Here is a 21,991-nt window from a genome sequence, read left to right as displayed (position 1 = left end):
GTCAAATGTAACTAATGTGCTGACACCTTCATCCCGCCCGGTAAAAACAAACGTGTCAGCACACCAGGAAAAGCAGGACCGCCATATGCGATCCTGCTCTGTTTATTTTGATTATTTTCAGAATTATTTCTGATTTTAACCAAGCACTGCTGTAATCTCATCAAACACAACCTGAATATCTTTTGTTCCATCCACAGTCAGAAGGGCTTCCTTCTTATTATAATAGTCGATAAGCGGCTGGGTCTGTTCATGATATACCTGCAGTCTCTTCTTTACAGTCTCCGGCTTGTCATCTTCGCGGAGAACCAGTTTCTCACCGCATACATCGCAGATGCCTTCCTTCTTGCTAGGAAGATTTACGATGTGATAGGTAGCGCCGCAGTTTAAGCACGCTCTTCTTCCGGACATTCTTTCAATAATATTCTCATCCGGCACATCCACGTTGATTGCGTAATCAATTTTTTCATTCTGATTATTCAAAGCGTAGTCAAGAGCCTCTGCCTGCGGAATATTCCGAGGAAAACCATCCAGAATGAATCCGTTCATACAATCTTTCTCTTTGATTCGGTCGATGACCAGATCCACCGTCAGCTCATCCGGAACCAACTCGCCGGCATCCATATAGCTTTTAGCTTTCTTACCCAGCTCTGTATTATTTTTGATATTCATTCTGAAAATATCACCGGTAGAAATGTGCGGAATCCCGTATTTCCCGGCAAGCATCTTTGCCTGGGTTCCTTTTCCTGCGCCCGGTGCGCCTAACATAATAATCTTCATAATATAACCTCCAAACCTGATGCTTTACACTGCCTCAATGTTCTTGGTGGCAACTACGTCTACTCCGGTTCCGGCTACATTAGGAATAATAACATCGCCAATCTTTACCGGTGCTTTCACGATGACAGGTTTGATCTCCTCTAAGATATCGAAGATCTTTGCCTTCGGGATAACTTCCTTTGTCTTTACGGATACCGCTGCCAGATTGCCGCCTTCCACTCTCACGATGGAAGTTACGGTACGGGTTGGGTTTGTCACTTCTTCTCTTGCGTATTTCTCACCGCGGGCACAGGTATAGCCTGCCACGTCTTTTACTTCACCATTCTCCATTGTAACTGTAATCTGACATCCCAGAGGACATCCTATACATGTCAATTCTCTTTTTTCCATGATATCCTACTCCTCCTCAATCTTTACAGTGATGGTCTTCAAGCCGTCAAAGTCTTCCAGCGCTTTTTTCTTCAGGATGATCTGCTCCATCTCTCCCGGAGCCATAACCTGTTTCTTACGATGCTGTACTCTCTCATCATTAAAGTAAACGCTGATGTAGCTGTCTTTGAACACGTTGCCCACACGGAAACGTACCGTCAGCAGATCTGCCATGTTGTCCATATGGATGGATGTAGGAACAGTGTAGCGTGCGCCGTCTGTTGCCTTGATCTCGATAACTTCTCCGGACTTCTGTACATCTTTGCCGTAGCGCTCTTTTACGTACTGAGCTGCGTTCTTTCCTGCTAGAGCGGCTTCCTCGGAAACGTAGTCTACCAGGTCATGTACATGAAGTACGTTACCGCAGGCAAATACGCCTTCCACGTTGGTCTCCAGGCTCTCATCAACGATCGGGCCGTTGGTGATCGGGCTCATCTCAACCTCTGCCTTCTTGGACAGCTCGTTTTCAGGAATAAGTCCAACGGAGAGAAGCAGGGTATCACAGTCGTAGTGCATCTCTGTGCCAGGAATCGGTTTTCTGTCCGGTCCCACCTCAGCGATGACAACGCCGGTCAGACGGTCTTTTCCTTCAATGTCAATGACCGTATGGCTTAAGTACAGCGGGATATCATAGTCATCCAGACACTGTACGATATTTCTCTTCAGACCGCCGGAGTAAGGCATAACCTCTGCCACGCACTGTACTTTTGCGCCTTCAAAAGTCATACGTCTTGCCATGATCAGTCCGATATCGCCGGAACCTAAGATGACAACTTTCTTACCTGGCATAAAGCCTTCGATGTTCACCAGTCTCTGTGCGGTACCTGCGGAATAGATACCTGCCGGACGATAACCAGGAATGTTCAGGGCGCCACGCGGTCTCTCCCGGCATCCCATAGCCAGGATGACAGCCTTCGCCTGGTACATTACCATACCTTCTTCACGGTTCATCACGGTCACAACCTTATCATGGGAAATGTCGCAGACCATGGTATGTAATTTGTATTCGATATTTAATTCTGCAGCCTGTTCGATGAAGCGGGCAGCGTATTCCGGTCCTGTCAGCTCTTCCTTAAATGTATGAAGGCCGAAACCGTTGTGGATACACTGGTTCAGGATACCGCCAAGCTGGTTATCTCTCTCGATAATTAAGATACTGTCGATTCCTTCTTTTTTTGCAGAGATTGCAGCAGCAAGACCTGCCGGGCCTCCGCCGACAATTATGACATCATATGATTTCATAGCATTATTCCTCACTTTCTTTCAATCTTAGTCTTCTTTGATCTTTCCTACTAACATATTGGAACCTTCACCCTTCTTGGTGATTTCTGTCATAGGAATACCAAGCTCTCTTGAAAGAATTTCCATTGTTCTTGGAGTACAGAAGCCTGCCTGGCAGCGTCCCATACCCTGACGGGTACGACGTTTTACGCCGTCTAAGGATCTTGCTCCGATCGGACGGTTGATGGCGTCCACGATCTCGCCCTCTGTTACCATCTCGCAGCGGCATACGATGTTGCCGTACTGAGGATTCTTTTTAATCATTTCGTTCTTTTCTTCCATGGAAAGGTCTTCCATATGAACGATTCCTTTTCTCTTCGCGATAAAGTTCTCATTCTTCGGGAAGTTATATTTATCCTGAATCAGTCCAACCAGCATCTCTGCGATGGCCGGAGAACTGGTAAGACCCGGAGACTCGATACCTGCCGCATCGAAGAATCCCGGTGCATCTGCAACTTCTTCCACGATAAACTCATGATGTTCTTCATGGGCACGAAGGCCGGCAAAAGAAGTGATGACCTTGTTCATTGGCAGACGGTCTTTTGTCAGATGGCTTGCTGATGCCTTCTGTACCAGATCGTCGATGATCTCCTGTGTAGTGTTGACACCTTCTTTGTCCTCAATATCTGTTGCGGATGGTCCCACAAACATATTTCCATGGATAGTCGGCGCAGTCAGAACACCCTTGCCCATTGGACCCGGCAGAGGGAAAATCGTTGCTTTGAAGTAATCACCCAGCTCTTTATCCATGAGCAGATACTCACCTTTACGTGCAACAATCTTCATCTTCTTATCGCTTACCATGTTATGCATAACATCAGCATAAACGCCGGCTGCATTGACAACAGCCTTTGTCTCCAGAACGCCCTTGTTGGTGTCAAGCTCATAATAGCCGTCTTTCTTTACGATATTCTTCACTTCTGTCTCAAATTTAAATTCCACGCCATTGACAGCGGCATTTTCACCCATGGCAATAGCCAGATTAAACGGACAGATGATTCCGCCGGTCGGAACGTAAAGAGCAGCTACGGCATTCGGAGTCAGATTTGGTTCCATCTCAAGCAGCTCGTCTCTTTCCACGATTCTTGCATCCGGCACACCGTTGGCATTGGCCTGATCCAGCAGAACATCAAGCTTCCCTCTCTCTGATTCTATCGTACAGACAATCAGAGAACCATTCTTCTTGATAGGGAAATCCAGTTCCTCTGCCAGCTGATACAGGAGTTCATTGCCCCGCACATTCAGCTTCGCCATCAGGGTACCTGGCTTACAGTCATATCCCGCATGAACAATACCACTGTTTGCTTTTGAAGTTCCGGATGCCACATCATCAGCTTTGTCAATCACACAGACATTTGCCTGATATTTTGAAAGCTCTCTGGCAACGCAAGTGCCGACAACGCCGGCACCAATTACAATAATGTCATACATGTCTTTTTACCTCCATTTGCTTTGCCCGCATGATAAAAAGCCCGTCTGCCTATTCAAATCCGCAAAATTTGTTACAAAATTACCAGAGTGCATCTGATTTGTCTATAAATTTCATGCAGATTTCCCGGCCAGACAAATCCAGCCGCTGTCTGCGTTGGGCGCCGCAGACAGCAAGTTAGATATAGTATTTGTACATAAAACAGCCATCAGGTCTACCAATTGCACAAAATCGCGCAAAAAAACCACATAGTTTTTTCATAAAATATACAAATAAGACTGGCTTTTATCACTCGTTTCTATGCATATATATTACCGCATTTTCTCCAAATTGTAAATTATACATTTTTTACAAAATGCCTAATGAAACCCCTTATACTTATGCAAAAATATACATTTTCTCAATTCGTCATTAATTTATAACTAAAAAAGCACATAAATCTTCAAATTTTTTTGTACTAATTTTTATTTTTTGTATATTTTCACGCCGGCAAATCAAATAGAAATTCAGTTTTTTGTTAATTTTATAACATTTTCTTTTTGTTATATCTTCTTTTAGCAGCAATAATAACACAAAGGCCAGCGCCCACTGCCGTCATGACGATTCCGATCATCATCCCCGGTGTTCTGTAAGTGAGAACAACGCTGTGACTTCCTTTCTCCAACGGTATTGCCATAAACATGGTATTAGCCTGCAGAATCTCTGTTTCTTTTCCGTCCACCCGGGCCGTCCAGCCTTCCGAGTACGGAATGGTGAGACAGAGAATCTTATCTTTTTCCAGATTGATCTGACCGGTTATGCGGTTTGTTCCGATCTGTATATTTTCCAGCACATTTTCTTTCCTTTCACGAATGCCTTCTTCATATCCGTCCATCGTCTGTCCGAGAATCTGAAAATCATTCACTTTATAATTTCCCTGCCTCGGAAAATATATGGTGATCTTATCCGTCCCGTTTTCACTATATCCCAGATTGATCAAAAAATCAGATCTTCCTATGGATCTTGCAAATCCGGGCATCAAATAAAGGAGATTCTTTTTTACAACAGGCTTACCTGCAGATTCAGCTTCTATTTTGATCTCCACCTGTTTTCGCGGCATTGTTTTGCTGCTGAAGCTGAGTTTTTTGATCAGAACGGCAGTCTCAGAATTGGCGATCTGATTTTTCAGCTGCAGTGTGATGTGTCCGTGCTTTTTTCTAACATGAAAAGTATTTCCGTCAAATGTGACGTCTTTCTGCTCTTTGATCTCCCATCCTATTTCTTCGGAACCGGAAGAAGACGTCTGTTTCTTATAATCCGGTAAATCGTTCTCCAGCAGCACGCTGTGCAAAATCGCGCTCTCTTTTTCCTGACTGTTCAGTTTCTCATAATCCGATCGGCTTATATATCCGTCATAGGTATACCCCAGAGGCAGTGCAAACATATTTTCATACACTTCGTATGTCTCCGCACCATATTCTGTGTTGACATTACTTTCCCCTAGTTTTTTATAGCCATAGGGAATATTTCCTTCCTCACTGCTTCTTACAACATAATATTTGACACTGGCAAGAGAATTTAATACAGTCCTGTCATCTAAATTCCGGTAGTTATAGTCATTTTTATTATTAATTCCCATCTCTTCGAAAAACTGAGCCGGGCGCTTATCGGCAAGACTCCAGTAGTAATGTGTGGACATAAAACCACTTTTTAAGGTTGAATTTCTTTCGATGGCGTCAAAACTTCCCGAATATCTTGCCAATCCAGGGTCATTGCCAAGAACTGTTCTCAGCGCCGTATCCGCCGGCGCATCAAAAAAAGCTTTCACATTTTCTTTTTCCATAAAGTCTGCGGATCCATTGTAACCGTTTTTGGAAAAGTTATAAAACGCGTTTGTTCCGACCGAAACGACTATCACTGCAAATAATACCAGGGATTGCAGCCATATTTTTCTTCTCCCCAACATCTGAAAAATAAACAGCAGAACTAAAATACAGCTCATAAAAATGGCAGCCACTGAAATTACAATATCCGCCGATCCATTTTGCCATCTGATCAGATATCCGATGACCGCAGCGATCAGAACAGCCATTCCTATGAGTTTTTTCCATCCCGCATGAAACAAATTATTCCATTCAGACGCCGTAATACACGCCATCAGCATCGCATAACCAAACATCCAGCGATTGGAGGAGTAGGCAAATCCGTGAAAGATCTTTCCGGCCAAAGGCAGACACATAACGAGCGTCAGAACTATGAAAAGTGTTTTCAGCTCCCTCTTTTTCTTTTTGTCCATAAACAGAAGAATCAGACAGAATACCGCGGGCATAGAAAACGCCATGAAAGTATGATGCATTCCCGGAACTGTTAATGCGCTGAAGAAGGCCGCGGGCAGATTGGTGTAAAAGTCAGAATTATATAACAGCTGTATGCCTGACTGCTCCGACATTCTCTCTGTCTGCATCAGCAGTTTTAATACAGGAAAAAGCATAATTCCGGAAAGACAGATTCCGGTCAATGTATATCCGGCCGTCTGCAATAATTTACACATGATTGTTTTCAAATCATGTACTCCATATTTTGTGAATAACCGGACAAGAACGTACACAATAACGTTGCAGCCAATCATATAGAAAAAATAGAAATTGCTGACTGCGCTGATACACACCATCGCAATGAATAAAGCCGGAGATTTTTTCTCTAAAATTTTCTCCACCCCTATAAGCATGAGCGGAAGATAAATCATTGGATTAAGAAAATAAGGATGATGCAGCCCCATGACAAAAACATAACCTGAAAACAGATAAACAAAAGCTGCTACCAGCATCCCTGTACTGTTTATCAGCCAGTTTTTCCATCCTGTTTCCCTCTCTTCTCTTTTGTTCCTGTATCGGCAGAAAGCATACAGAGAAAGCCCTGCCAGGTACAATCTGAGAATAATCAGCGCATCATAAAAATTTATCATATACCTGTCCGGCACAAATACCGACAAAAGACATAGAGGGTCGCCAATCACATAGTAATGCAGCGTTGTGATAATGTCGCTTCCATAGCCGATGCACTCACTCCAAAGAGGGATGATCAACCTGTGATTTTCCAACAGATTTTTAGCAATTCCCTGCAGCCAGTCCGAATAAAACTGCAGTGCCTTATAATGCTGCGTCCATCCGTCTATACCCCATACCAGTGATTTTCCTGCTGACCAGAACTGCTGAAATACAATAAGACACATGGCGGCAAACACGAGAGTATAAAGGCCAAGATAGAACAAATTCTCTTTTTTCTTACTGTTCATTTTCTTTGGCCTCCTTTGTCATATCTTCCTCTATATTTGTTTCTCCAATCAGAAAGATTGGTCTGTTTTTTGTCTCAATATAGGTTTTTGCCAGATACTGTCCCAGTATCCCAATACAGAAAAGCTGAACGCCAGATACAAAGATAATGATACATGCGAGAGAAGGCCATCCTGAAGTGGGATCTCCAAAAGCGATTGTTCTGACAATAATAAATAATATCATGATTAGTGCGATGAGACAGAAAAGGATTCCCAGCAAAGAAGAGAACACGAGAGGTACGGTGGTGAAAGCGAGGATTCCGTCCAGCGCATACACCAGGAGCTTCCAGAAGGACCATTTTGTCTCGCCGGCCACTCTTTCCACATTTTCGTATTCCAGCCATTTCTTTTTAAAACCAACCCAGCCAAAAATACCCTTTGAGAAACGATTTTTCTCCGGCATGCTGAGAATCGCGTCGACTACTTTTCTCCGCATCATCTGAAAATCTCTCGCGCCATCCACAACGTCTGTTTTGGACATACGGTTGATCATTCTATAAAACAAACGCGCAAAAAACGAGCGGATAGGAGGCTCTCCCTTCCTGTCAACGCGGCGGCTTCCTACACAGTCAAACCCTTCTTCTGTGATGAGACGGTACATTTCCGGAAGCAGCGACGGGGGATCCTGTAAATCCGCATCCATAATCACAACATAGTCTCCTTTTGAATATTTCATTCCCGCATATATCGCAGCCTCTTTCCCAAAATTTCTGGAAAAAGACAGATAACGAACCTTTTTATTTTCTTCACTTAATTTTTTCAGCACCGCAAGGGTATTGTCTGAGGAACCGTCGTTTACAAAAAGATACTCTACATCCACCGGCATCCGTGATGTATATTTCTCTGCTTCATTGAGAAAAATTTCTATGGTTGGCTCCTCATTGTAGGCCGGCACGATAATTGATAAAAATTCCCTTTTCATCTTCTTCCTCCTGTATTCAGACAGCAAATAAAAAGTATGTTTTATGATATCCCATAAAAACTCAAAAATTTTATCTGTTGTCCTATATTACAATAATATTTAGAATTGTACTCTCTTGCTTTTATTATTGCAATAGCTATCTATTATATGAAAGAAAAATAACATATCGTTATAAAAATGAAAGAATTATAATACAAAACAGCCGTCAGATTCTTCCTTCCAATCAAGACCAGTGGATATGCAGGAAAATCCTGCATCCGCGCTGTCCTGATTGAAGGCCTCATCTAAACGGCTGCCTTAAAATATATTTTTCAAATTAATCACTTAAAAATCCTGTGTAATGTCTTACCAGCATCTGTGATTCAATCTGTTTGATTGTCTCCAGTACAACTCCGGCGATAATGATCAGAGATGTTCCACCGAAGGAAACGTTTGCTCCAAAAACTCCATTGAAGAAAATAGGAATCACTGCGATGATACACAAACCGATTGCTCCAACAAAAATAATGTAATTGAGAATCGAATTCAGATAATCAACAGTTGGCTTTCCAGGACGAATACCTGGAATAAAACCGCCCTGTTTCTTCATGTTATTTGCAATCTCCAACGGATTAAATGTGATGGATGTATAAAAATATGCAAATAACACAGTGAGGAGCAGATAAACAACCAAACCAACAGAACGCTCCGGATGCTCCGGATCACACCAGTTTGCCTGATTCAGACAAGCAAAAATGAATCCTGGAATACCATCCGGGTTTGCCCCCACAAGCTGCTGTATTACCAGCGGAAACTGCAGCAATGAGGATGAAAAGATAATTGGAATAACACTGGCTGTATTTACCTTGACCGGCAACACAGAACCCTGTCCGCCAATCTGCTTTCTTCCCTGCAGCTTCTTTGAGTACTGAACCGGAATACGTCTCTCCGCATCATTTAACAGTATTGTCAATACAAAAGTTCCAATAATGATAACCAAAATCACTGCCACCGCAATCACGATACCGCCAATCTGTTTTCCCTCTATAAACTGTTGATACAGACTGTAGAGGTCTCCCGGAATACGTGAAACGATGTTGATAAGGAGGATAATAGAGATACCATTTCCCACTCCCTTATCGGTGATCTGCTCACCCAGCCACATAACAAATACGGCGCCGGCTGTCAGACATACAACCATCTCGATAACAATCAGCGGACTGAAATCGGATAACAATCCCTGACGTCCAAATCCAATGGCGAGACCAGCACTTTCCAGAACTGCCAGAGCCAGTGTCACAAATCTTGTGATATTGTTTATCTTCTTACGTCCGTCTTCTCCGTCCCGGTGCATCTCTTCAAGCGCCGGGATGGCAATAGTAAGGAGCTGAATGATGATCGACGACGTAATGTACGGCGTTACATTCAGCGCAAATACGGACATAGACTCAAACGAGCCGCCAGTAAAGGAATTCAACAGGTTAAAAGAATCTCCCAGCAGCGAATTCAGATACTCGCTGATGCGGGCGCTGTCAATTCCCGGAATCGGCAACTGACTGCCCAGCCTTGTTATGATCAAAATGAAAAGCGTAAAGAGAAGCTTTTTTCTGATGTCCTTTACTTTCAGAGCGTTTCTGAGAGTTTCAAACATTAGATCACCTCAGCTTTTCCACCAGCAGCTTCAATCTTAGCAATCGCGCCTTTGGAGAACGCATTTACCTGAACTGTAAGCTTCTTGCTTAAATCTCCATTTCCAAGAATTTTTACACCATCAAAAGAGTTCTTTACCATTCCTGCCTCTTTTAATGTTTCAATTGTTACTACGCTGTCTGCCTCAAATCTCTCCAGATCGGAAACGTTAATTCCGATGATTTTCTTGGAGTTGATGCAGGTGAATCCTCTTTTCGGGATACGTCTGTATAAAGGCATCTGACCGCCTTCGAAACCTACACGGACCTTTCCGCCTGAACGGGATTTCTGTCCTTTCTGTCCTCTGCCTGCTGTTTTGCCATTTCCTGAACCGTGTCCACGGCCTACACGAAATGCATCGCTGTGTTTAGAACCTGCAGCAGGATGTAAATTGGATAAATTCATTTACGGATACCTCCTTATCTGCAACTAAATCTCTTCTACTTTTACGAGATGTCTAACATGCCAAATCATGCCGCGGATGGCATCATTGTCAGGCATTTCAACTGTTTTGTTTAATTTTTTAAGTCCCAGGGCTGCTACTGTTGCTCTCTGTTTTGGGATAGCACCGATAGGAGACTTAACTAATGTGATTCTTAATTTATCTGCCATCTTCGTTCCCTCCTTTTAGAGCTCGTCAACGGATTTGCCGCGCAGTCTTGCGACTTCCTCCGGTGTTTTCATAGCTTTCAGACCTTCGATCGTAGCAAGTACAACGTTCTGTTTGTTGTTGGAACCCAGTGCTTTCGCACGGATGTTTCTGTATCCGGCCAGCTCCAGTACGGCACGGGATGGGCCGCCGGCGATGATACCGGTACCTTCCGGAGATGCTTTTAACAGTACGGATGCACTGCCGAACTTACCAATAAACTCATGTGGAATGGAACCCGCTTCATTTACAGGTACCTCAACCAGTTTCTTCATAGCAGCTTCTTTTCCCTTGCGGATTGCTTCAGGGATTTCGATTGCTTTTCCTAAACCAGCTCCAACATGACCGTTTTTATCACCAACGACTACCAGTGCAGCAAAACGCATGTTACGTCCACCCTTTACTACCTTGGTAACACGTTTGATTGACACTACTGTTTCCTGTAATTCTAATTGACTAGCATCAATTAATTCACGCTTCATGTTTTTTCCTCCTTGTTAGAAATTCAGACCAGCTTCACGAGCTGCTTCTGCCAGAGCCTGAACTTTGCCCTGATAAATGTATCCGCCTCTGTCAAAGACAACTGTTGTAATACCTTTCTCCAGCGCTCTCTTGGCAATAACTGTTCCCAGGTATTTTGCTGCAGCAACATCGTTGGTTTTTTCGAGTTCTGCCTTTACGTCCTTCTGTACTGTAGAAGCTGAAACGAGAGTATGCTGAGCGACGTCGTCAATAATCTGAGCGTACATATGATTGTTACTTCTAAATACGGCTAAACGTGGAGTAGAAGCGGTTCCGCTGATACGGTTACGAAGTCTTCTATGTTTTTTAACACGTACTTCACTTCTTGATTTTTTACTAATCATTCTTACGTCCTCCTAATTATTTCTTACCTGTCTTACCAACTTTACGTCTGATAACCTCATCAGCGTATTTGATACCTTTGCCCTTGTACGGCTCAGGTCTTCTCTTATCTCTGATCTCAGCTGCGTACTGACCAACTTTCTGTTTGTCGATACCTTTGATCGTGATCTTGTTCTGTCCGTCCAGTACAGATTCCAGACCTTCCGGGTCTTCCATTTCTACCGGATGAGAATATCCGAGGGAGAGGATAAGTTTCTTACCCTGTTTCTGTGCTCTGTAACCAACACCGTTGATCTCCAGAACTTTTTCGTATCCCTTTGTAACACCTGTTACCATATTTGCGATCAGGGTTCTTGTAAGACCGTGTAAAGATTTCATTTTCTTTAAGTCGTTCGGTCTTGTAACTACTACCTGATTATCTTCCATTTTAATGTCCATCTCTACAGGAAGACTCTCTGTCAGAGTTCCTTTTGGACCTTTCACAGTCACTACATTGTTCTCTGCGATGGTTACTTCAACACCGGCAGGGATCTCAATAGGTAATCTACCAATTCGTGACATAGTGCACCTCCTTAGATTGTCGGAAGAGACGAGTATGTCTCTTCTGTTTTCAGCAGTTTATTTATATATTTAAATCTATAATCCGGCTGCCGCTTTCAAAGCGGCGCCCGTCAAATATCAGCTTTCGCTCAGTTCAGACTGTTGTCCTTCTGATTACCATACGAAAGCAAGAACTTCGCCGCCCACGTTCATGGAACGAGCTTCTTTGTCTGTGAGTACGCCTTTGTTTGTGGAAATGATAGCCACACCTAAACCGTTGAGTACTCGTGGAAGGTTCTCAACGTCAGCGTAAACTCGAAGTCCCGGTTTGGAGATTCTCTTAAGACCGGAAATAATCTTTTCATTTTTATCTGCACCGTATTTTAATGTGATACGGATTGTTTTAAAAACACCATCTTCGATTACATCGTAGCTTTTGATATATCCTTCTTTTAAGAGGATATCTGCGATGGCAAGTTTCATTTTAGATGCCGGAACATCTACTGTATCGTGTTTTGCAGTATTTGCGTTACGGATTCTCGTAAGCATATCTGCAATAGGATCGCTCATTGTCATATTGGTTTTGCCTCCTTCCTGATTCTCTTGGTTTACCAGCTTGCTTTCTTAACTCCAGGTATCTGACCTTTGTATGCTAATTCACGGAAGCAGATTCTGCAGATTCCGTATTTTCTTAAATAAGCATGTGGACGGCCACAGATTCGACAGCGGGAATATTCTCTTGTAGAAAATTTCTGTTTGCGCTGCTGTTTAATTTTCATTGCTTTTTTAGCCATTAGAAATCCTCCTAACTATTTTGCGTACGGCATTCCGAATAAAGTAAGTAATTCGCGGGCTTCTTCATCAGTGTGAGCGGTTGTAACGAAGATTACATCCATACCTCTGACTTTTTCTACCTTATCGTACTCGATTTCAGGGAAGATAAGCTGTTCCTTAATTCCCAGTGCGTAATTACCTCTTCCATCGAAAGCGTTAGGATTCACGCCTCTGAAGTCACGTACTCGCGGTAAAGCAAGGTTGATCAGACGATCAGCAAATTCATACATTTTCTCGCCTCTTAAAGTTACTTTACAGCCAATCGGCATTCCTTCTCTTAACTTGAAGTTCGCAACTGATTTTTTTGCTTTACAGATAACGGCTTTCTGACCTGTGATGATCTGCATGTCGTTTACAGCCGCATCCAGTAATTTATGATTATCTTTCGCATCACCAACACCCATATTGACAACAATTTTTACGAGCTTTGGAATCTGCATTTCATTTTTATAGCCAAACTTTTTCATCATGGCAGCTTTAATCTCGCTGTCATACATTTCTTTCAGTCTACTCAACTTTGTCAGCCTCCTCTCTTAAATTAGTCAATAACTTCGCCGGTGGATTTTGCGAAACGAACTTTTTTACCGTCAACAAATTTGAAACCAACTCTTGTCGGCTGACCTTTATGAAGAAGCATTACGTTGGACACGTCAATCGGTCCTTCCTGATGAATGATTCCGCCAGCCTGGTTCTGCATACTTGGTTTCGTATGTTTGGTAAGCATGTTGACGCCTTCCACGATGACTCTGTGGTTCTTTCTGTCAACTGCGATGACCTTTCCTTCTTTATCGATATCTTTACCGGCAATCACTCTTACCATATCGTCTTTTTTAATCTTCTGAGCCACGAAAATACCTCCTTATAATACTTCCGGTGCTAAGGAAACGATCTTCATAAATTTCTTTTCACGAAGTTCTCTGGCAACCGGTCCAAAAATACGTGTTCCTCTTGGGTTCATATCATCTCTGATAATTACTGCAGCATTTTCGTCAAATTTAATATAGGAACCGTCTTTACGGCGAGCACCTTTTTTCGTACGAACAACAACGGCTTTTACCACGTCGCCCTTCTTTACAACACCGCCTGGTGTTGCATCTTTAACCGTAGCAACGATGATATCACCGATATTAGCATATCTTCTTGTTGAGCCGCCCATAACACGGATACAAAGCAGTTCTTTTGCTCCTGTATTGTCAGCAACTCTGAGTCTAGATTCCTGCTGAATCATGCTGTTTCCTCCTTCCGTGCTAACTATTTAGCTTTTTCAACAATCTCGACAAGTCTCCATCTCTTATCTTTGGATAAAGGTCTTGTCTCCATTACTCTTACTCTGTCACCGATTCTGCACTGATTCTCTTCATCATGTGCTTTTAATTTATAGGTTCTTTTTACGATCTTACCGTATAAAGGATGTTTCACATTATCAGTAACGCTGACAACGATAGTCTTATCCATCTTGTCGCTTGTTACGAGACCTACACGAGTCTTTCTCAGGTTTCTTTCCACAACAAATTCCTCCTTCCCGATTACTCAGCATTCTTCTCAGCGATGATACCCTGGATTCTGGCAATGTTTCTTCTGACTTCTTTGATTCTGCTGGTGTTATCTAACTGATTTGTTGCGTTCTGGAATCTTAAATTAAATAATTCCTTTTTAGCAGCTACTAATTCCTCATTAAGTTCTGCGATGGATTTTGTTCTTAAATCTTCTACATACTTAGTTGTTTTCACTGTTATCACCGCCTTCTAAATCTTCACGAGAAACGATTTTACATTTTACAGGCAATTTGTGCATTGCAAGACGTAAAGCTTCTCTCGCTGTCTCCTCAGGTACTCCAGCAACTTCAAACATTACACGACCTGGTTTAACTACTGCTACCCAATATTCCAGTGAACCTTTACCGGAACCCATACGGGTTTCAGCTGGTTTCGCTGTAACCGGTTTATCCGGGAAGATTTTAATCCAAACTTTACCGCCACGCTTCATATAACGTGTCATGGCAATACGGGCTGCTTCAATCTGGTTGGATTTGATCCATGCCGGATCCTGTGCTACCAGACCAAACTCACCGTAAGTAATTTTATTTCCTCTTGTAGCCTTTCCAGTCATGGAACCACGGAACTGTTTACGGCGTTTCACTCTTTTTGGCATTAACATTATTTATCGCTCCCTTCCTTAGTTTCCTTTGTAGGAAGTACCTCACCATGGTAAATCCAAACCTTTACACCTACTTTTCCGTAAGTAGTATCAGCTTCGGCAAAACCATAATCAATATCTGCTCTCAATGTCTGCAGAGGAATTGTTCCCTCGCTGTAGAACTCTGTACGCGCCATATCAGCACCGCCCAGACGTCCGGAACAGGATGCTTTGATACCTAAAGCGCCGTTTCTCATTGTTCTCTGCATGCAGGACTTCATAGCACGACGGAAGGAGATACGGTTCTCCAGCTGCTGTGCGATGTTTTCTGCAACCAGCTGAGCATCCTTATCCACATCAAATCTCTTAACCTCTTTGATTTCGATCATGAGCTTTTTGGATGTGAGTTTCTGAAGCTCTTTCTTTAATTCCTCGATTGCGGAACCGCCGCGGCCGATAACGATACCTGGTTTAGCGGTGTGAATGATGAGTTTTAAGCGATCAGACGCTCTCTCGATTTCCGTTCTGGAAATTCCAGCGCTGTATAATCTTTTTTTGATATATTTTCTGATTTTATCGTCTTCAACAAGATTGTCTGCAAAATCTTTCTCTGCATACCATCTTGAATCCCAATCCTTAATGATTCCGACTCTTAAACCATGAGGATTAACCTTCTGTCCCATCTGTAAACCTCCTTATCTTTCATCCAGAACGATGGTGATGTGGCACTGTCTTTTCTCGATTCTGTACGCTCTGCCCTGTGCTCTCGCTCTGATTCTCTTCATTGTCGGTCCTTTGTTCGCATAACACTCTGCGATGTAAAGGTTCTCTTTGTTCATTCCGTTATTGTTCTCTGCGTTGGCAATGGCAGATTTCAGTAACTTGCCAATGATTTCAGATGCGTATCTTGGATTATATTCTAAAATACCCAAAGCTGTCTCCACGTCTTTGCCTCTGATGGCATCCAGTACGAAACATGCTTTTGTCACAGAACATCTTGCATAAGAAAGCTTTGCAGATGGTCTTGTATCTTTATTTGCATTTCTTTCTCTCTTAATCTGGGATCTATGTCCTTTTGCCATGGATGAACCCTCCTTTCAGGCTGTCAAACTATCTAACTTTACTCTTCTTCTCGTCTTTACCATGTCCTCTGTAGGTTCTGGTGGAAACAAATTCTCCTAATTTATGTCCAACCATATCCTCTGTAACATATACCGGCACATGTCTTCTTCCGTCATGTACGGCAAATGTATGACCTACAAATGTCGGGAAAATCGTAGAACGGCGGGACCATGTTTTAATCACACTCTTGTCGCCGGACTTATTCATCTCATCTACTTTTTTTAATAAACTTTTATCAGCAAATGGTCCTTTTTTCAGTGAACGAGCCATGTGTTACCTCCTTATTTATTTAACGTTCTTTCCGTCTCTTGTTCTTACAATCATCTTATTAGACTGTTTGTTTTTCTTTCTGGTCTTCAGGCCGAGAGCCGGTTTACCCCATGGAGTACATGGACCTGGACGTCCGATACCTGCTTTACCTTCACCACCACCGTGTGGATGGTCATTAGGGTTCATAACGGAACCGCGAACTGTAGGACGGATACCCATGTGACGTTTACGTCCTGCCTTACCAATGTTGATCAGGTCATGGTCAATGTTTCCAACCTGTCCGATGGTTGCGCGGCAGTTTAAGGATACCATTCTCATTTCACCGGATGGAAGTCTTAATGTGGCATATTTGCCTTCCTTAGCCATAAGCTGTGCGGAGTTACCGGCGGAACGAACCATCTGTGCTCCTCTTCCCGGATGAAGCTCTACGTTGTGTACCTCAGTACCAACCGGGATGTTAGCCAACGGCAGGCAGTTTCCGATGTGGATTTCTGCGTCAGGACCATTCATGATGGTTGTGCCGACTTCCAGTTTATAAGGTGCGATAATATAGGATTTTACGCCGTCTGCGTAGCAGATCAGTGCGATATTAGCTGTTCTGTTCGGATCGTATTCGATAGCAACAACCTTAGCCGGAATACCGTCTTTGTTTCTCTTGAAATCGATCATTCTGTATTTTCTTCTGACTCCGCCTCCGCGATGTCTTACTGTAATCTTACCCTGATTGTTACGACCGGAGTTTTTCTTTAAGGAATAAGTCAGGGATTTCTCCGGAGTAGTCTTTGTGATCTCAGAGAAATCAGAACCGGTCATATGTCTTCTGGAAGGTGTATATGGGTTATATGTTTTGATTCCCATTACTGTCTCTCCTTTCGTTTCCGAATATTTAGTCTCACGCTTCTATTGCGTATAATGTCTCGTCGTTTTTACAGACCTTCAAAAATCTGAATATCTGCGCTGTCCTCAGTAAGCTGAACGATTGCTTTCTTTCTTTTTGCAGTCTTTCCGTAAACCATACCGCGGCGTTTTTTCTTTCCGTCCAGGTTCATGGTGTTGACCTTAGCAACCTTTGCGCCTTCGAACATTTTCTCAACAGCCTCTTTGATCTGGCTCTTGTTAGCGTCCGGATTTACATAGAATGTATATTTTTTCTCTGCCATAGCAGTCATACTTTTTTCTGTAACGACTGGTTTTAAAATGACGTCATAATATTTTAAATCTGCCATTATGCGTATACCTCCTCAATCGTTGCAACTGCTTCTTTGGTAACAACAATTGTATCGTATTTCAGGATATCGTATACATTGATGTTATTAAGAGCTGCAGTTTTTACTGTTGGTAAGTTGTTAGCGGACTTAACCACAACATCGTCTTTCTCTTTTGTCACGATTAAAGCCTTCTCAACTTTCAGATTATCTAAAACTGCTTTGATTCGTTTTGTCTTGATCTCCGGTAATGTGAGCTCTTCTAAAACGATGAATTTATTCTCATTTACTTTCTCAGATAAAACAGACTTCATAGCGAGCTGTTTCTCTTTTTTGTTCATTTTTACGGAATAATCTCTTGGCTTCGGTGCGAATACCATTCCGCCGCCAGTCCACTGTGGTGCACGAATGGAACCCTGTCTTGCGTGACCTGTTCCTTTCTGTCTCCATGGTTTTCTTCCGCCGCCGCGTACTTCGGAACGTGTTTTTGCGCTCTGTGTACCCTGACGTTTATTAGCAAGCTGTGCTACAACAGCCTGATGAATTAAATGTTCATTAACCGGCACTGCAAAGATAGAATCGCTTAACTCGATTGTACCAACCTGAGCACCTTCCATATTATAAACAGATACTGATGCCATTTGTAAGTTCCTCCTTCCTTAAGCGCCTAGGCTTTTACTGATGTTTTTAATGTTACTAAAGCTTTCTTCGGTCCAGGAACAGAACCCTTTACCAAAATAACATTATTCTCTGCATCTATTTTAACTACTTCAAGATTCTGAACAGTAACTTTTACGTGTCCCATCTGACCAGGCATCTTTTTGCCTTTCATAACCTTGGACGGATCAGATGCCATACCGTTGGAACCTGCGTGACGATGGTATTTAGAACCATGAGTCTTAGGACCGGTATGCTGTCCGTGTCTCTTGATAGCACCCTGAAAACCTTTACCTTTTGAAATAGCAGTTGCATCTACTTTGTCGCCAGCCTCGAATACGTCGACTGTGATCTCCTGACCCAGTGTATAGTTCTCTGCGTCATCCAGTTTAAACTCTCTTACAAATCTCTTTACGGATGTGCCTGCTTTTTCAAAGTGACCTTTCATTGGTTTGGTGGATAATTTTTCTCTCATATCCTGGAAACCAACCTGTACAGCGCTGTAACCGTCGTTCTCAACTGTTTTAACCTGTGTTACCACACATGGTCCAGCCTGTAACACTGTAACCGGAATTAATTCTCCATCTTCTGCGAAGATCTGAGTCATGCCGATTTTTGTTGCTAAAATAGCCTTTTTCATTCTGTCTTCCTCCTAATTTCTACAGCGGATTGCAGCTGCTGCCGCAATCATACTAGTCTACAGCGGATTACCCAATATCAACCCGGGGCAATCATACTAGCCATAGGACATAAATTATTTGTTTTTCATCTTGATGTCGATGTAGACACCTGCTGGCATCTCAAGTCTTGATAAAGCATCAACCGTTTTCTGCGTAGGTGTGATGATATCAATCAATCTCTTGTGAGTTCTCTGCTCGAACTGTTCTCTGGAATCTTTGTATTTGTGAACGGCTCTAAGAATGGTAACTACCTCTTTCTTAGTCGGCATCGGAACCGGTCCGCTCACCTTGGATCCTGTTTTCTTGACAGTTTCGATAATGCTTTTTGCAGATGCATCGATTAATTGATGATCGTACGCTTTTAACGTGATTCTCATAATTTGACTTGCCATAAAAAAAGTCGCCTCCTTTTCGCACTTTTCATTCAGTACGACAAGCGGTGACTGTACACTCCTCCGTGTGTATCATACTTGATACCACACTGCGTCTCTACGCATCTGTAGATTGTATCTATTGTACAGTGACTTGTCGCCAGTATCTTGACTTGACATTCGCTCCACGGAAAACCTGCGCCATGCGCAGCAACCTCACGCTTCATCGCTATCATGTCACACAACATGTTTTATTATACACATATTTTACAGGAAATCAAGCACTTTTTAAAAAAAGTTCAGCTATGCGGCTGGCATGTGCAAAAACACCCGGAAAGCTTCTGCCCTCCGGGTGCTGCCATGCATTCTTCTCTGCTGTGCATTCTCTCTGTTATATGCATCCTTTTATATAGAAGAAATATTTAATCCTGCGGATTCACCAGAACATATCCTCCGGAGTTCGCCGTGCTGGAGAAATAGTGAGTCTTTACCGAGGAGGTACAAGGAATCATGTATTTTACGATTTCTTTTACCGTCGTATATTTTATCCTCTGATTCTGTCCCGACCATTTTCTCTGGGAGGAGTCTGCCACAATGACCTTACCGGTATCAGTGAGTCCCAGAAGAACCATCGTGTGCTTGCTGCGGGACCATCTGGTAGTGGTCTTGCTGCTGAATCTTCCATTGCGCTGGGTACGGTTATTGGTTTCTATGACCACAACATTTCCGGTTTTCAGATGCTTCTTTATCTCTTTTCTGGCACTCTTATTGTTAAATGTACGAACATACTTTGTATCTATTCCGACAGATTCCAGAACACGGGAAATCCCGTACATGGAAACCGGCATCTGTTTCATGATCGTCTTGCTGTAGTTTTTATTCCACACTGCTGTCCCGAAAACTTTTTTCTCAACGACATCTCTCACCTTCTGCGGCGTATAGTTTCTGTACTTCTTCGTGTATCCGGAGAGCACCGTGGTCAGGGAACTCACAGCGCAGCCATGGAGCGCAAGATATTTATCTTTCTTCCACGGTTTCTTATGCTGTCCGAAGATAGTGAAGTTCCTGACGCCTTTATCTCCGTTTACCGCCACTGTGATCTGACCCACATCGGAGTCTGAAGGCAGGCTGGCTTCCGGCGTCGTCACCGCTTTGGCCTGTGCCGCCGCCGGCGCCGCCAGCGACAGCGCCAAAGCGAAGGCCAAAGACCTAATTACTTTGTTTCCTGTGTTTCTTCTTATTTTAAATAGTCCAGTCTTATTCAATAGTCCAATCTCTCTTTTTATATCTTTTTATAATGCAGTTTTTATTTTTAGTTCCTGATATGCAGGCAAAACATTTCCTCTGTATCATCCCTGCGGATTGATCAGGATATATCCGCCGCTGCTGGATTTTCCTCCCCAGTAGATGGATGTGGAGGTAGCATTGGTGCACGGGAACATATATCCCAGCAGCTCGTAAAGTGACGCATACTTAATCCGCTGATTATCTCCGAAGATACTGGAGGAACGGTCAACAGAGTCTGCCACGATCACCTCTCCGGTATCTGTCATGCCCAGCATGGTCATGCAGTGATAACCGGTAGTCCACCTGTTGGCGGTGCCGCCGAATCTGCTGGTATTATCTACTATGAAGATAACCGGGTTGCCCGTCTTTAAATGCGCCTCGATCTCTGCCAGCGCGCTGGCGTCGTCGAATTCTCTGACCAGCTTGTAACCCACATTGTAGTTATCCAGCACCTTCGTCATACCATAAAGGCTGATCGGCATCGGACGGCTCTTGCTGGAATTAGTATCTTCCTTACTGTAATTTCGTACCCAGTCATCGCCAAAAAGATTTCTCTCCACGGTCTCCACCAGATATTTCGGATCTTCGGTATATCCGGCGTACGCGCTGAGTACGGTTGCCAGAGAGGAGGCTGAACAGCCGTGCCCCTGCATGTAATGCGGGAAGATCTCGCTGATATTATCTTTTCCATTCTGCTTCCAGATATTGTAGGTTCTGCTGGACGGATAACTGTTGATCGTCACCGTCAGCTTGTCTGTCCTGGTGTTAGACGGCAGATCTGACTTTTTGGTAGTGATGTTATTTGGGTTTATTACCTTAAGCTTGTAAGAAAGGACAGCCTTTCCGGTCTTGCACTGGATCGTCGTATCACCTTTCTTGATGGCCTGTACCGTACCGTCGGCGGCGACTGTCGCCACATCCGGGGATGAGGAAGTCCATGTGCAGGAATTACCCGTATTTAACGCCTCTACCTTATAGGATGTGCCTATAACCGCCTCGCTGACCGCATTGTTAAGACTTGCCACATAAACCTTACATTTAATCTTTCTTCCGCCGGAAGTAACGCAGACAATGGTTGTCTTTCCTGTCTTTTTGCCTTTTACCACGCCTTTGGAAGATACCTTCGCAACCTTTGTATTCTTGGAATACCATCGAACTGCTTTCGCATTGCGCAATTTCAAGGTGTATTTGTCTCCGTGAGCAAGAGTCAGTTTCTGCTTATTAAATCCGATAACGGTAACTTTACACCGGTAAACACGGTTTTTATATTTAGCCTTCACATAAGCAGAACCGCTCTTTAAAGCGTATACCTGTCCTCTCTCATCGACAGAAATCACTTTTTTATTACTGCTGGACCATTTTACCTTTTTGTTCTTAACCTTACGAAGCTTCAGCTTCTTTGTTTTTCCGGCCACCATAGTTATGCTGGTTTCGCTTAACTGTGTCGGTTTTCTGGCAGCACAGCCACTCTGAGCAAATATCACAAAAGCAGCCGCAAAGATCAACAGTGCCAGATAATGCTTTCCAAGTTTCTTCATTATTATTCTTCCCCCTTTA

30 protein-coding genes are annotated in these 21,991 nt (G+C 43.2%); all 30 read right to left on the bottom strand.

The annotated features are described in order from the left end of the window. Positions 1-135 precede the first annotated feature (135 nt). The 30 genes from B5F87_RS12970 to B5F87_RS12825 all read right to left on the bottom strand — a co-directional run bounded on the left by B5F87_RS12970 (position 136) and on the right by B5F87_RS12825 (position 21,972). Positions 136-777 carry an adenylate kinase gene (locus B5F87_RS12970; RefSeq protein ID WP_087281714.1) on the bottom strand — a complete coding sequence of 214 codons (642 nt, stop codon included), beginning with the start codon at positions 775-777 and terminating at the stop codon, positions 136-138. A gap of 24 nt (positions 778-801) precedes the next feature. Further along, positions 802-1,167, bottom strand: a complete 366-nt coding sequence (locus B5F87_RS12965) for a DUF1667 domain-containing protein (RefSeq protein ID WP_087281712.1) — start codon at positions 1,165-1,167, stop codon at positions 802-804. 6 nt (positions 1,168-1,173) lie between these two features. Next, positions 1,174-2,448 (bottom strand): NAD(P)/FAD-dependent oxidoreductase, encoded by a 1,275-nt coding sequence (locus tag B5F87_RS12960; RefSeq protein WP_087281710.1) that lies wholly within the window; start codon positions 2,446-2,448, stop codon positions 1,174-1,176. A 27-nt stretch (positions 2,449-2,475) separates the two neighbouring features. Next, positions 2,476-3,918 (bottom strand): NAD(P)/FAD-dependent oxidoreductase, encoded by a 1,443-nt coding sequence (locus B5F87_RS12955; protein WP_087281708.1) that lies wholly within the window; start codon positions 3,916-3,918, stop codon positions 2,476-2,478. A 521-nt stretch (positions 3,919-4,439) separates the two neighbouring features. Further along, positions 4,440-7,190 carry a YfhO family protein gene (locus B5F87_RS12950; protein ID WP_087281706.1) on the bottom strand — a complete coding sequence of 917 codons (2,751 nt, stop codon included), beginning with the start codon at positions 7,188-7,190 and terminating at the stop codon, positions 4,440-4,442. After that, positions 7,180-8,151, bottom strand: coding sequence for a glycosyltransferase family 2 protein (locus B5F87_RS12945; RefSeq protein ID WP_087281704.1), 972 nt, complete (start codon positions 8,149-8,151; stop codon positions 7,180-7,182). The genes B5F87_RS12950 and B5F87_RS12945 overlap by 11 nt, the downstream gene beginning before the upstream one ends. A gap of 316 nt (positions 8,152-8,467) precedes the next feature. After that, positions 8,468-9,781, bottom strand: coding sequence for a preprotein translocase subunit SecY (gene secY, locus B5F87_RS12940; protein WP_087281701.1), 1,314 nt, complete (start codon positions 9,779-9,781; stop codon positions 8,468-8,470). After that, on the bottom strand, positions 9,781-10,224 hold the full coding sequence (gene rplO / locus B5F87_RS12935; protein ID WP_087281699.1) for a 50S ribosomal protein L15: 444 nt from the start codon (positions 10,222-10,224) through the stop codon (positions 9,781-9,783). Before rplO ends, secY begins: the two co-directional genes overlap by 1 nt. Before the next feature lie 24 nt (positions 10,225-10,248). Next, positions 10,249-10,431 (bottom strand): 50S ribosomal protein L30, encoded by a 183-nt coding sequence (gene rpmD / locus B5F87_RS12930; protein ID WP_087281697.1) that lies wholly within the window; start codon positions 10,429-10,431, stop codon positions 10,249-10,251. Positions 10,432-10,446: 15 nt separating this feature from the next. Then, positions 10,447-10,950, bottom strand: coding sequence for a 30S ribosomal protein S5 (gene rpsE / locus B5F87_RS12925; protein WP_087281695.1), 504 nt, complete (start codon positions 10,948-10,950; stop codon positions 10,447-10,449). Positions 10,951-10,965: 15 nt separating this feature from the next. Next, positions 10,966-11,334, bottom strand: a complete 369-nt coding sequence (rplR, locus tag B5F87_RS12920) for a 50S ribosomal protein L18 (RefSeq protein WP_087281693.1) — start codon at positions 11,332-11,334, stop codon at positions 10,966-10,968. Positions 11,335-11,350: 16 nt separating this feature from the next. Further along, complete coding sequence (rplF, locus tag B5F87_RS12915) at positions 11,351-11,893, bottom strand: 50S ribosomal protein L6 (protein ID WP_087281691.1); 543 nt, start codon at positions 11,891-11,893, stop codon at positions 11,351-11,353. A 153-nt stretch (positions 11,894-12,046) separates the two neighbouring features. Next, complete coding sequence (gene rpsH / locus B5F87_RS12910) at positions 12,047-12,448, bottom strand: 30S ribosomal protein S8 (protein ID WP_087281689.1); 402 nt, start codon at positions 12,446-12,448, stop codon at positions 12,047-12,049. A 32-nt stretch (positions 12,449-12,480) separates the two neighbouring features. Beyond that, a complete protein-coding gene (locus B5F87_RS12905; RefSeq protein ID WP_087281687.1) occupies positions 12,481-12,666 on the bottom strand; it encodes a type Z 30S ribosomal protein S14 in 186 nt (61 codons plus the stop codon). A gap of 15 nt (positions 12,667-12,681) precedes the next feature. Next, on the bottom strand, positions 12,682-13,221 hold the full coding sequence (rplE, locus tag B5F87_RS12900; protein ID WP_087281685.1) for a 50S ribosomal protein L5: 540 nt from the start codon (positions 13,219-13,221) through the stop codon (positions 12,682-12,684). 23 nt (positions 13,222-13,244) lie between these two features. Beyond that, positions 13,245-13,553 (bottom strand): 50S ribosomal protein L24, encoded by a 309-nt coding sequence (gene rplX, locus B5F87_RS12895; RefSeq protein ID WP_087281684.1) that lies wholly within the window; start codon positions 13,551-13,553, stop codon positions 13,245-13,247. A gap of 12 nt (positions 13,554-13,565) precedes the next feature. Then, positions 13,566-13,934: a 50S ribosomal protein L14 gene (gene rplN, locus B5F87_RS12890; RefSeq protein ID WP_087281683.1), complete on the bottom strand. Its 369-nt coding sequence runs from the start codon at positions 13,932-13,934 to the stop codon at positions 13,566-13,568. 23 nt (positions 13,935-13,957) lie between these two features. Next, positions 13,958-14,233, bottom strand: coding sequence for a 30S ribosomal protein S17 (rpsQ, locus tag B5F87_RS12885; protein WP_343215767.1), 276 nt, complete (start codon positions 14,231-14,233; stop codon positions 13,958-13,960). Then, positions 14,233-14,436 (bottom strand): 50S ribosomal protein L29, encoded by a 204-nt coding sequence (rpmC, locus tag B5F87_RS12880; protein ID WP_087281679.1) that lies wholly within the window; start codon positions 14,434-14,436, stop codon positions 14,233-14,235. The genes rpsQ and rpmC overlap by 1 nt, the downstream gene beginning before the upstream one ends. Beyond that, a complete protein-coding gene (gene rplP, locus B5F87_RS12875) occupies positions 14,423-14,863 on the bottom strand; it encodes a 50S ribosomal protein L16 (protein ID WP_087281677.1) in 441 nt (146 codons plus the stop codon). Before rplP ends, rpmC begins: the two co-directional genes overlap by 14 nt. Beyond that, a complete protein-coding gene (gene rpsC / locus B5F87_RS12870; protein ID WP_087281675.1) occupies positions 14,863-15,525 on the bottom strand; it encodes a 30S ribosomal protein S3 in 663 nt (220 codons plus the stop codon). Before rpsC ends, rplP begins: the two co-directional genes overlap by 1 nt. Positions 15,526-15,537: 12 nt before the next feature. Next, positions 15,538-15,924, bottom strand: coding sequence for a 50S ribosomal protein L22 (rplV, locus tag B5F87_RS12865; RefSeq protein WP_087281673.1), 387 nt, complete (start codon positions 15,922-15,924; stop codon positions 15,538-15,540). A 28-nt stretch (positions 15,925-15,952) separates the two neighbouring features. Continuing rightward, positions 15,953-16,234 carry a 30S ribosomal protein S19 gene (gene rpsS, locus B5F87_RS12860; RefSeq protein WP_087281671.1) on the bottom strand — a complete coding sequence of 94 codons (282 nt, stop codon included), beginning with the start codon at positions 16,232-16,234 and terminating at the stop codon, positions 15,953-15,955. A gap of 15 nt (positions 16,235-16,249) precedes the next feature. After that, the gene (rplB, locus tag B5F87_RS12855) at positions 16,250-17,092 is read right to left on the bottom strand and encodes a 50S ribosomal protein L2 (protein ID WP_087281669.1); all 843 of its coding nucleotides are present in this window, start codon (positions 17,090-17,092) and stop codon (positions 16,250-16,252) included. Positions 17,093-17,160: 68 nt separating this feature from the next. Beyond that, positions 17,161-17,460: a 50S ribosomal protein L23 gene (gene rplW, locus B5F87_RS12850; RefSeq protein WP_087281667.1), complete on the bottom strand. Its 300-nt coding sequence runs from the start codon at positions 17,458-17,460 to the stop codon at positions 17,161-17,163. Then, positions 17,460-18,080 carry a 50S ribosomal protein L4 gene (rplD, locus tag B5F87_RS12845; RefSeq protein WP_087281665.1) on the bottom strand — a complete coding sequence of 207 codons (621 nt, stop codon included), beginning with the start codon at positions 18,078-18,080 and terminating at the stop codon, positions 17,460-17,462. Before rplD ends, rplW begins: the two co-directional genes overlap by 1 nt. A 26-nt stretch (positions 18,081-18,106) precedes the next feature. Next, on the bottom strand, positions 18,107-18,736 hold the full coding sequence (gene rplC, locus B5F87_RS12840) for a 50S ribosomal protein L3 (RefSeq protein WP_087281663.1): 630 nt from the start codon (positions 18,734-18,736) through the stop codon (positions 18,107-18,109). A 114-nt stretch (positions 18,737-18,850) separates the two neighbouring features. Beyond that, positions 18,851-19,168, bottom strand: coding sequence for a 30S ribosomal protein S10 (gene rpsJ, locus B5F87_RS12835; RefSeq protein ID WP_087281661.1), 318 nt, complete (start codon positions 19,166-19,168; stop codon positions 18,851-18,853). A 401-nt stretch (positions 19,169-19,569) separates the two neighbouring features. Further along, positions 19,570-20,412, bottom strand: coding sequence for a C39 family peptidase (locus tag B5F87_RS12830; protein WP_158097050.1), 843 nt, complete (start codon positions 20,410-20,412; stop codon positions 19,570-19,572). An 84-nt stretch (positions 20,413-20,496) separates the two neighbouring features. Then, entirely contained in the window at positions 20,497-21,972 is a 1,476-nt protein-coding gene (locus B5F87_RS12825) for an Ig-like domain-containing protein (RefSeq protein ID WP_087281657.1), read from the bottom strand. Between the last annotated feature and the right edge of the window lie 19 nt (positions 21,973-21,991).

Source organism: Eubacterium sp. An3 (assembly GCF_002159465.1).
GTDB classification, from domain to species: Bacteria; Bacillota; Clostridia; order Lachnospirales; family Lachnospiraceae; genus Anaerobutyricum; species Anaerobutyricum stercoris.
This window is presented reverse-complemented; position numbering and strand designations above follow the sequence as displayed.